The sequence below is a fragment of the Demequina sp. NBRC 110051 genome (assembly GCF_002090055.1).
Taxonomy (GTDB): Bacteria; Actinomycetota; Actinomycetes; order Actinomycetales; family Demequinaceae; genus Demequina.
The window spans coordinates 53589-64613 of the sequence record NZ_BBRH01000019.1 but is presented as its reverse complement, the minus strand read 5'-3'; the positions used below and the strand labels follow the sequence as shown (position 1 = coordinate 64613).

General features: G+C 70.0%; 9 protein-coding genes. All 9 read right to left on the bottom strand.

The window, feature by feature from the left end:
• Nucleotides 1-87: 87 nt before the first annotated feature.
• Nucleotides 88-1851 (bottom strand): ABC transporter ATP-binding protein, encoded by a 1764-nt coding sequence (locus B7K20_RS11655; RefSeq protein WP_159449404.1) that lies wholly within the window; start codon nucleotides 1849-1851, stop codon nucleotides 88-90.
• Nucleotides 1852-1862: 11 nt separating this feature from the next.
• Entirely contained in the window at nucleotides 1863-3731 is a 1869-nt protein-coding gene (locus B7K20_RS11650) for an ABC transporter ATP-binding protein (protein ID WP_084102692.1), read from the bottom strand.
• Nucleotides 3728-4498 carry an imidazole glycerol phosphate synthase subunit HisF gene (gene hisF / locus B7K20_RS11645; RefSeq protein WP_084102691.1) on the bottom strand — a complete coding sequence of 257 codons (771 nt, stop codon included), beginning with the start codon at nucleotides 4496-4498 and terminating at the stop codon, nucleotides 3728-3730. The genes B7K20_RS11650 and hisF overlap by 4 nt, the downstream gene beginning before the upstream one ends.
• Nucleotides 4498-5412, bottom strand: coding sequence for an FKBP-type peptidyl-prolyl cis-trans isomerase (locus tag B7K20_RS11640; protein ID WP_084102690.1), 915 nt, complete (start codon nucleotides 5410-5412; stop codon nucleotides 4498-4500). Before B7K20_RS11640 ends, hisF begins: the two co-directional genes overlap by 1 nt.
• Before the next feature lie 39 nt (nucleotides 5413-5451).
• The gene (gene pafA, locus B7K20_RS11635; protein ID WP_084102689.1) at nucleotides 5452-6816 is read right to left on the bottom strand and encodes a Pup--protein ligase; all 1365 of its coding nucleotides are present in this window, start codon (nucleotides 6814-6816) and stop codon (nucleotides 5452-5454) included.
• 65 nt (nucleotides 6817-6881) lie between these two features.
• Nucleotides 6882-7061 (bottom strand): ubiquitin-like protein Pup, encoded by a 180-nt coding sequence (locus tag B7K20_RS11630; RefSeq protein ID WP_084102688.1) that lies wholly within the window; start codon nucleotides 7059-7061, stop codon nucleotides 6882-6884.
• Between the two features lie 54 nt (nucleotides 7062-7115).
• Nucleotides 7116-8630: a depupylase/deamidase Dop gene (dop, locus tag B7K20_RS11625; protein WP_234985820.1), complete on the bottom strand. Its 1515-nt coding sequence runs from the start codon at nucleotides 8628-8630 to the stop codon at nucleotides 7116-7118.
• A gap of 2 nt (nucleotides 8631-8632) precedes the next feature.
• Nucleotides 8633-10042, bottom strand: a complete 1410-nt coding sequence (gene arc, locus B7K20_RS11620; protein WP_084102686.1) for a proteasome ATPase — start codon at nucleotides 10040-10042, stop codon at nucleotides 8633-8635.
• Complete coding sequence (locus tag B7K20_RS11615; protein ID WP_084102685.1) at nucleotides 10042-11022, bottom strand: tRNA (adenine-N1)-methyltransferase; 981 nt, start codon at nucleotides 11020-11022, stop codon at nucleotides 10042-10044. The genes arc and B7K20_RS11615 overlap by 1 nt, the downstream gene beginning before the upstream one ends.
• Nucleotides 11023-11025 lie beyond the last annotated feature (3 nt).

Genomic DNA, 11025 nt, shown 5'->3' with positions numbered 1-11025 from the left:
ACCTAGCGCCCGATCTCCGCCACGAAAGTGGGTTTCGTGGCACAAATGTGGTCACTTGCGCCACCGGCGGGGGGCCGATGCCGTGGCTCAGTCGCGCGTCTGCGCGACCCAAGCGCCGTGCAGGCCCGCGTAGGTGCCGCCCGCGGCGACGAGTTCGCGGTGGGGTCCGACCTCGGTGAGTTCGCCGTGCTCCATGACGGCGACGAGGTCGGCGCGCTCCGCAGTCGACAGGCGGTGGGCGATCACCACCGACGTGCGGCCCTGCATGAGGGATTCGAGCGCGCGCGAGATGCGCACCTCGGTCGCGGGGTCGACGGCGCTCGTGGCCTCGTCGAGGATGAGCAGGTCGGGGTCGCGCAGGTACGCGCGCGCGATCGCGACGAGTTGACGCTCGCCGGCACTGAGCAACTCGCCTCGCGGGCCCACGGGGCAGTCGAGCCCGCCGGGAAGCGACTCGACCCAGCCCTCGAGGCCGAGCGACTCGAACGCCGCGAGCGATCGCGCGCGCAGCTCGGATTCGTCCGCCTGGGGCAGCGCATAGGCAAGGTTGGTGAGCACCGAGCCGTCGAAGAGGAAGCCCTCCTGGGGCACCACGGCGACCGAACGACGCAGCGACTCCATGGGGACCTCGCGCACGTCCACCCCGCCCACCTTCACGGTGCCGGACGTGGGGTCAAAGAAGCGCGACATGAGACGCGCGAGCGACGTCTTCCCCGATCCGGTGGTGCCGACCAGTGCAATGCGCTTGCCCGCGGGCACCGTGAGATCGATGCCCTTGAGGACCTCGGGACCGCCGGGGTACGTCAGGCGGATCCCGGACATCTCGAGCTCGCCATGGCCGTGCGGGATGGGCGTGCCGTCCGCGCCAGGGTCGGCGATCGTCACCTCCTCGTCGACCAGCTCGAGCACGCGCTTCCAACCCACGAGTGCGCGCTGCATCTCGGCAAGCATCTCGATGATCCACATCACCGGGCCGGAGAACTGGTGCACGAGGAACGCCATCGCGACGACGGTACCCACCGACATCGAGCCGTTGACGGCCATGATGGTGCCACCGATGAGCGCCAAGCCCGTCGCGAGCGACTGGCCGATGACGGTCGAGGAGAAGTTCACCGACGCGAGGATCGAGGCTTTCTTCTCCGCGGCAAGGATGTCGTCGTTTTCCTCGCGCAGCTGGTCGCGCATGCGCTGCTGCACTCCGTAGGAGCGGATGGTAGAGACGCCGACGATCTGCTCGCTGGTCTTGCCCAGCAGGTCCGCCATCTGCTCGCGCACGTGCTGGAAGGCGCGGCTCACACGCGGCTGGATCCACATGAGGGAGCCGACCATCGGGATGAACGCGACGAGGATGATGAGCGACAGCTGCCACGAATACAGCATCATGACGGCAAACACCACGACAGACTCGAGGGCGGCGATGATCATCGCGGCGCCGGTCCACTGCATGAGGTCACGCATGGTCTCGACGTCGCCGGTCACGCGCGACACGTAGCGCCCGCGCTGCTCCTCGTTTTGGGTCAGCACGGACAGCTCGTGAACCTTGCGGAAGGCACGGATGCGCAGCGTGGCCAGTCCAGTCTCGGCCGCCGTGACCATGCGCACGCGCACGCGCCATGCGAGGACGGCAGCGATGACCAGCACCACCGCGCCGGCGGCGGCGTATTGGACGACTACATCGAGGTTGACGCCTCCGGGTGCCATGAGCCCCAGGTCCGTCACGCGCTGCGTCAGGAACGGCACGGCCGCACGTCCGGTCGCGGCGAAGGCCGCGAGGGTCAAGGTGACACCGAGGCCGATGCGGAACTCGGGGCTCACCGCAAAGCCGCGGCGGAACATCGTGCGGGTATCCATGGGCTGGCTCATCAGATGCGTCCCGCCTCTTCCTCGGCCTGGCGGCGCGAGTCCTCTTCGTAGGCGAGCACCAGCTCGCGATAGCCCCGGTCGCGCTCCACCAGGTCGGCGTGGACTCCGGCGTCGACCACGCGGCCCGAGTCGACGTGCACGATGGCGTCCGCGAGCATGATCGACGCGAGGCGGTACGCGATGATCAGCACCGTCGGGCCCTGTCCGTCGGCCGCGAGGCCGCGCAAGATCTCCTGCTCCACGCGCGGGTCCACGGCGCTCGTCGCGTCGTCGAGCACCAGGACGCGCGGACGCCGCACCAGGGCGCGGGCGAGCGCCAGTCGCTGACGCTGGCCACCGGAAAGGTTCATGCCGCGCTCGGCAAGAACGCCGTCGAGGCCCGACTGACCGTCTCGCGACAACTTCTCGATGACGTCGACGACGTTGGCGCGCCTCAGCGCGTCCCACACCTGCTCGTCGTCGTAGTCCTCGCCCAGGGTGACGTTGTCGCGCACGGTGCCGGCGAACACGAACGCGGTCTGGGGCACGAGCGCGACGTGGCCGCCGAGCCCGGCGATCTCCTCAAGGGAGATGTCGTCGAGCGTGATGGCGCCCGTCACAGGACGTGCCAGGCGCGACGCGGCGAGCGCCACCGTCGACTTGCCCGCTCCTGTCGCGCCCACGAGCGCGGTCACGGTGCCGGGCTCGAGCCGTAGCGACACGTCGCTGAGGATCATCGCGAGGTTGCCGTCGCCGTCGTCGGCGCCGATGTCGGCACCGTCGAACACGAGCGCCCCCGCGCCGTCCTTCGGAAGGTGGCGGTGGCCCGGCTCGTCGACCTCGGTCGCGGCCTGGGCGATCTCGCCGATGCGCCTAAACGCGACGAGCGCCTGCGGCATCTGGCCCAGCACCCAGCCCACGCCGCGAATCGGCACCGCCATGAGGGTGACGAGGTAGATCGAGGACACCACGTTGCCGACGGAGACGAATCCCGCCTCGGCGCGGATCGCGCCCACGATCATCAGCGCGACGGCGCCGAGGGGAACGATCAGGTCCATCAGGGGCTCGAACCAGGCGGACGTGCGCCCCACGCGCACGTCGGCGTCCTGCAGCCCGCGGGCGGCCTCCGCGAAGCGCGCGGTCTCGCGTGCCTCCGCGCCGAGCGCCTTGACGACCGTGCCGCCCTCGAAGCTCTCGTGTGCGATGGTCGACACGTCGGCGCGGCGCGACTGGCCCAGGTCCCAGTGCGGCGTGATGACCTTCTCGTAGGCGTAGTTGATGAGGAAGATGATGGGCACCACCGACAGGCCGGTGACGGCCAGCCACGGGTCCATGCGCCACATGGTCCAGCCCGCGGCGAACATCATCACGAACGAACCGATGGTGAAGGCGAACGGGTGCAGGGTGTTGGTCGCGCTCTCGGAGTCCGAGGACATCGCGGACAGCATGCGTCCCGAAGGGTTCGCCCGGTGCCACCCGAGCGGCAGGCTCGCCAACGCATCGGCCACCACCGTGCGGTGCTCGGCGGCCACGCCGGCCACCGCGATGCCCTGAACACCACGACGCAGGCCCACCAGCGCCGCGTTGACCACACCGATCGAGAGGAACACGGCGCCGGCGATCCAGATCGCGGTGACGGGGTCCTGCGTGAAGTCGCCCCAGATTCCGCCAATGGGCTCGCCCTCGACGCCGGGGATCACGACCTCGTCGGTGATGTCACCGACGAGGGTGCCGAACAGCACCGTGAGCAGCGAGAACGCGGCTGCGGAGCCGATCGCGATGGCGAAGCGCTTGGGCTCCGTCTTCACGGCGTGGGACAGGAGTTGGACGGCCTTGCGGTTAAACGATCCCGTGAGTCGATAGTTCCGCGCCGTATCGTCGCGGTTCATCGCACCTCAATCCCGGCCGCCCGCATGTGGTCCTTCACCTGCGCGATGGTGAGCACACCGAAGTGGAACACGCTCGCCGCAAGCACGGCATCGGCCCCCGCCTTCGCCGCCTCGACGAAGTGCTCGACGGTCCCGGCGCCTCCCGAGGCGATCAGCGGGATCGTGACCTGCTCGCGCACGCGCGCCAGCATCTCGAGGTCGAAGCCGTCGTTGGTGCCGTCCGCGTCCATCGAGTTCAGCAAGATCTCGCCGGCGCCCAGCTCAGCGCCTCGCCGGGCCCATTCGACGGCATCGATGCCGGTGCCCTGGCGACCGCCGTGCGTCGTCACCTCGAAGCCGGACTCGGTCACGGTGTCGCCCGTGCAGCGGCGCGCGTCGACGGACAACACCAGCACCTGGCTGCCAAAGCGCGCGGCGATCTCGGAGATGAGCTCGGGGCGCTGGATCGCGGCGGTGTTGACGCCCACCTTGTCGGCCCCCGCGCGCAGCAGCCGGTCGACGTCCTCGGGAGAGCGCACTCCCCCGCCGACGGTCAGCGGCACAAACACCTGGTCCGCGGTGCGTCCCACCACGTCGTAGGTGGTTGCACGGTCCGAGGAGGACGCCGTGACGTCGAGGAACGTCACCTCGTCGGCACCCGCGGCGCCGTACGCGGCGGCGAGTTCGACGGGGTCGCCTGCATCGCGAAGTTCCACGAAATTCACGCCCTTGACGACGCGTCCTGCATCGACGTCCAGGCAGGGAATCACCCTGACGGCAGCGCCCACTATTCCTCCGAGTTCCACACGTCGAGGATGTCCACGACGACCACCATCGTGCCACGGGACGGATATCCCATCGACCCAGGAACGACGATCTCCACACGAGACCCTTCGGTCTGGTCAAGGATGCCCTGCGTGAGGCCCTGAACGGCCTGCCCGGCGTCCATATCGACGGTGAGGGGCTCCTGGTCGGTCCCCCACGAGGAGCGGAAAAGGTCGCCTGCGGCCCACTCGCCGTCCTCGTCGTTTTCGCCGTCCGTGTAGTAGAAGGCGGAGTAGTTCAACAGCACGCGGGACGTCTGCGTCACCTGAGGTCCCACGCCGCGGATGAGGGTTGCGACCTGAAGGTCGGTCACGGTCGGCGCGTCCTCGGCGATTTCCAGCATGGGAGCGCCGTCGGCGTCCATCGTGACGGACGGCATACGCTCGGGCGCCGCGACCTGGTCGCCCACCGCGGCCTCGGAGCGCACGTCCATCACGATCGCCACCGGGGGCTGGTCGGCGCTGCCGTCGCCCGGCGACACCGTGAGGACGCGTGCGCCCACGTTGAGGTCGACGAGCGTCTCGTAGAGCGCCTCGCCCAGCGACTCCTCCGTGAGCACGAAGGACTGCGGCAGCCCGTCAAAGGTGTTCACGACCGGCGTGGCGTCGGTGAGCGACTCGCCGTAGAGGTCGAGCAGCAGCGGCTGGCCGTCCTCAAGCGGAGCACCCTCGCCGTTCCACAGCACGCTGGCTTGTTCCTGCGGGTAGTCGAGGCCCGTGTCGTAGGTCAGCGACGGGGCGAGCGTCTCCGATTGGCCCACCGTGATGAGGTCGATGTCCCCCACCGGTGACGCCGTCACCGACGGGTCGGGATCGGTCCCCGTGCACGCGGACAGCGCCACGACCGCGCCGAGGGCGCAGGCGAGCAAACGACGCATGGCGACGTCCTTCCGAACGAGGGGTGGGGAGGCTCGAGTCTAGCCGCGCTCGTCCGCTCCCAGGGACTCCAGCAGCGTGTCGACGCGGGAGTCCTCGGAGCGGAACGGGTCCTTCAGCAGCACGGTCTTGCTGGCTCCGGTGAGCTTCAGGTGCACCCAGTCGACGGTGTAGTCCTGACCCGAGGCGGCGGCCGCCTCGACGAAGGCACCGCGTAGCCGCGCACGCGTGGTCTGCGGTGCCACCGTCCGCGCGCGTTCGATCGCCTCGTCTTCGACGACGGTGCGCACCAGGCCCTGCGCCACCAGGCGGTGATACAGGCCGCGCTCGGGCGACACGTCGTGGAAGGCGAGCTCGAGCCGCGCGAGCCGGGGATCGCCCAGGCCGCAGCTGAGCCGCGCCTGATAGCGCTCGATCAGGCGATGCTTGATGGCCCAGTCCAGCTCCGTGTCGACGAGCGAGAAGTCCTGCTCGCGCACCGCGCGGATGCCGCGCTCCCACAGGTCCAGGATGTGGTCAACCTCGGCGGTGCGTTCGATGACATTGCCCACCTGCGAGCGCACCACGTCGAGGTACGCCTGCTGGATCTCCACGGCGGTGAGGTGGCGTCCGTCGGACAGTTCCACGGTCGCGGTGCCGGTGAGGTCATGGGCCACGGCCCTGATCGCCTGCATCTCGTTGGCGAGCGTGAGGTCCGGCAGGCGCACATGCGCCTCCATCAGACGCAGCATGAGGTCGGTGGCGCCCACCTTGAGCAGCGCCGTGGACTCGGCCATGGTCGAGTCGCCAACGATGACGTGCATGCGCCTGTACAGCTCCGCATTCGCGTGCGGCTCGTCGCGTGTGTTGATCATGGGTCGCGAGCGGGTGGTCGCAGAGGACAGCCCCTCCCACATGTGGTCCGCGCGGGGGCTGAACGAGTAGTGCGCGCCCTCGGGGGTGCGGGTGATGGTGCCCGCGCCGGTGACGATCTGCCTGGTGATGAGGAACGGCAGCAGCGCCGAGGCGAACGCGCGGAAGTCCGCGCGCCTGCGCACCAGGTAGTTCTCGTGGCAGCCGTAACTGTTGCCCGCCGAGTCCGTGTTGTTCTTGTACAGGTGGATGGTGCCGTCCACACCCGCGTCGCGCAGGCGCTGCTCACCCTCGGCGACCAGTGCCTGGACGATCCGCTCGCCGGCCTTGTCCGAGGCGATGAGGTCCGTCAGCGTGTCACACTCTGCGGTCGCATACTCGGGGTGCGCGCCCACGTCGATATACAGGCGCGAGGCGTTGGTGAGAAACACGTTGGACGATCGACCCCAGCGCACCACGGAGTGGAACAGGTGGCCGGCCACCTCCTCGGGCGTCACCGTGCGCGCGCTGGGCGCGTCAAGATGCAGGCCAAACTCCGTCTCGAGCCCGAAGATGCGCCGGGCGGGCGCGACCTCGAGCGGCGGCGGGACGTCGGTCGCGAAGCCGGTGGTGCTCGCGGCTACTGCCCGCCCTTCTGCACGAAGGAGCGTACGAACTGCTCCGCGTTGGTCTGCAACGAGTCGTCGATCTCGTCCAGCAGCGAGTCGAGCGCGTCCGTGCTCTCCGCCTTGGCGGGAGCGGGCGCCGGCTCGGGCGCGTCGTCTTCGTACGGCTGGCCTGAGGTGAATGTCTGACCCATGCTCGCGAGTCTAGACCGGGTGCGGCCGATGCCGTGGCCGGGCTTCGTACCCGGCTACGCCATCAGCTGGTCGAGTACCGGATGCGAGAAGCGGTGGGGGTCGTCCAGGTGGACCACCTCGAGGTGGTCGCCCTCCAGATCGAGCACCACGGAGGACCATCCCGCGGCGTCGACGAGGTCGGGCCGGCGTGCCACGATCCCCCCGCGCAGCCGGGCGCGGGTGTCCTGGGGCGCGCGGCTCACCGCCGCCTGCACCTCTGCCGCGTCGACGAGCGCGGTCGTCTGCCCCGCGGCTGCCAGGCGTGCGGCCCAGCCGTCGCCCAGGCGGCTCCACTGCACGTCGATCGCGCTCAGCAGCGGCGCGTCCCACGCGAGTGGCGTCGCGACGCCGTCCGCATCCACGGTCGCATGCTTGTCGCGCAGGCGCCCCAGCAGGCGAAGCTTGGCCACCCACTCGACGTCGGCCGCGGCCTCCATGGGGTCGCGCGAGAGTGCCTCAAGGACGGCCTCCCAGCGGGCGATGACCAGCGCATCGTCCGCGTCGCTCGCGTAGGAGCGGCAGATCTCGAGCAGCGCGCGTTGAATCTCGAGCGCGGTCGCGCTTTCCCCCGAGGCGAGCGGCAACGGCGATCGCAGGGTCAGGTCGCGCGAGACCTGGCTTACGGCGCCCACGGGATCAGCGAGCACCAGGGCGTCCAGTCGCTCGTCCTCGGCCTCGATGGCGCTCAGCACCAGCGCCGTGGTGCCGACCTTGAGCAGCACGGGCACCTGGAGGCAGTTCGCATCGCCGATGATCACGTGCAGGCGGCGCCACCGGGCCCTGGTCGCATGCGGCTCGTCGCGGGTGTTCACGATGGGCCTACGCAGCGTGGTCTCGAGGCCCAGCTCCGCCTCCATGTAGTCGGCGCGCTGAGAGATCTGGAAGCCGGCTTCCTGGCTGCGCTGACCGAGTCCCACGCGACCGGCGCCGGTGAAGATCTGACGCGTCACCAGGTGCGCGGTGAGCCTGCTCGCGAGCTCGGCGAAGTCCACCGAACGCTCCACGAGGAAGTTCTCGTGCGTCCCATAGCTCGAGCCCTTGCCGTCGACGTTGTTCTTGTACAGCTCGACGCGGCCGTCCTCGTCCTCGGCATACCGGGCGGCGGCCGCGAGCGCGATCTGGTCGCCTGCCGCGTCCCACAGCACGGCGTCGCGCGCGGAGCGCACCTCGGGACCCGAGTACTCGGGATGCGCGTGGTCCACGTAGAAGCGCGCGCCGTTGCTGAGGACCGCGTTGAGGTGCGCGGGGTCCTCCCAGGAGCCGCGGCGGCGGCGCAGCGTCACGGCGCCGTCCTCGGGACGGTACTCGTGAGCATCGGTGAGCAGGTCGGCCGATGCCGTGGCCCGGTCCCGGCGCTCGCCGCGCTGGTCCTGGAGCGGATCCTCGCCGCCGTAATCCCACCGGGTGGTGTGACCGTCCGCCCAGCCCCGGCATGCTTCCACCAGGCGCGAGGACATGAGGATCGGATTGGCCTGCGGACGGTTGGGGTCCGCGATGCCGTACTCGGTCTCGATGCCGACGACCCGCACGCTCAGCCCTCCCTGAGGGTCGAGGCGGCGACGGCGCGGGCCTCGGCTAGCTCCTGCTCGCAGGCGCGCTCGAGGTGCTCGGCGGTGAGGCCACGCTCGCCGCCAAGGATGACCGATTTGATCGCGAGGGTCTTGGCGCGGTCCACGACGTTGCGCACGAGCGCGCCCGACATGTGCGCCTTATTGGCCGGGTCGGCGTAGAGGCGGTCCACCGCGTGCTCCGCGAGCTCGCGCACGGCGGCCTTGGCGTCGCCGCGGCCGCGCTCCATCGCGGACGCGGACAGCGGCAAATCCTCGGTGAGGTACTTGGAGAAGATGTCGCGCGCGCTCGCGGCGTCCGGACGGGAGATCTCGATCTTCACGTCCAGGCGACCGGGACGCAAAATGGCCGGATCGATCATGTCCTCGCGGTTCGAGGCGCCGATGACGATGACGTTGCCCAGCTGCTCCACGCCGTCGAGCTCGGTCAGCAACTGCGGGACGATGGTGGTCTCCATGTCGGAGCTCACGCCCGTGCCGCGCGAGCGGAACAGCGCCTCCATCTCGTCGAAGAACACCACGACGGGTGCACCGGAGTGGGCCTTGGCACGGGCGCGCTCAAAAATGGTGCGGATGTACCGCTCGGTCTCGCCGACATATTTGTTCAGCAGCTCGGGACCCTTGACCGACAGGAAGTAGGAGCGGTCGGCGCCCACGGCATCGGCCAGCGAGTGGGCCACCGCCTTCGCGATGAGGGTCTTGCCGCAGCCAGGGGGGCCGTACAGCAACAGGCCTCGGGGCGGGTTGAGGCGGTGCTCGCGGTAGAGGTCGGGGTGGCGCAGTGGCAGTTCGATGGCGTCGCGGATGCGCTCGATCTGCGCGGTGAGGCCGCCGATCGAGTCGAAGTCGACGTCCGGCACCTCCTCGAGCAGCAGCGCCTCGACGCCCGTGCGGTCCACGCGCTCGGTCGCAAAGCCAGTGCGCGCGTCGATAATGACGGTGTCACCCTCGTGCAGGCGCGCGCGGGCGTCACCGCCGGTGAGCATGACCACGCGCTCGTCCTCGCCGCGTGCGACCACCAGCACGCGATCGTCGTCGAGCACCTCGCGCACCAGGGCGCTCTGGCCGACCTTCTCGGCCTCGGCGACGCCCACGACCACGCTCATCGCGTTCATGAGCACCTCGTCGCCGGGGGTGAGGTCCCTCGGCACGCCCGGCAGGACCGCCACGCGCAGGCGGCGGCCACCGCTGATGACGTCGGCATGCTCGCCCGACCACTGGACGAAGGTCGCGAAGGTCTGGGGCGGGGCCGATGCCTCGGCCAGCTTCTCGCGCATCTCCCCCAGCGACTGGCGTGCGGTCTCCAGCAGACGCTGAAGCTCGGCGTTGCGCGCCTGCAGGGCTGCGGTGCGGTCCTGTCCCTCGGACACCATCAGTTCTCGCCCTCCTCGGCGACGGGGCGCGTGGCGTCTCGACGCACGCGACGGATCTTCTTGTCGGACACGGCGCGCTCGCCCAGGTCCTCGGGCGACCAGTCCTCCTCGCCATAGGCGCCCTTCGCGGGGCGACGCTTGCGCAGGGGCGCGGCGACGCCGGGGGCCATGCGCCGCGTGGTGAGCAGGAAGCCGGTGTGGCCGATCATGCGGTGGTCGGGGCGCACCGCGAGCCCCTCAAGGTGCCAGGTGCGCACCATCGACTCCCACGCCTGCGGCTCGGTGTACCCGCCGTGGTCCTTCAGCGCCTCCGCCAGGCGCGACAGCTGGGTGGTGGTCGCGACGTAGGCGAGCAGCACGCCGCCAGGCGCCAGCGCATCGGCCGCCGCGTCGAGGTTCTCCCACGGGGCGAGCATGTCCAGCACGATGCGGTCCACCTCGCCGACCTCGGCGACGCGGTCGGCGAAGTCGCCAATTTTCAGATCCCAGGCGGGGTGCGGGCCACCAAAGTGGAATTCGACGTTGGCGCGCGCGATGTCGGCGAAGTCCTCGCGACGCTCGATCGAGGTGAGCGAGCCGCCGTCTCCCACGGCGCGCAGCAGGGACATGGTCAGCGCCCCCGAGCCCACGCCGGCCTCGACCACGCGCGCGCCGGGATAGATGTCCGCCATCTGGATGATCTGGCCCGAGTCCTTGGGGTAGATCACCGCAGCGCCACGCGGCATGGACAGGACGTAGTCGCTCAGCAGCGGGCGGAGCACCAGGTAGTCGAAGCCTGCGGTGTTGGTCACGACGGTGCCTTCGGGGCGGCCGATGATCTCGTCGTGGGTGAATTGGCCGCGGTGCGTGTGGAAGGTCTTGCCGGCCTCGAGGATGATCGTGTGGTGGCGTCCCTTGGCGTCGGTGAGCTGCACGCGATCGCCCGCACGCAGCGGGCCGCGGCGCTCGGCGGCGCCCGTGGGAAGGGTGGGTGACGTCATGTC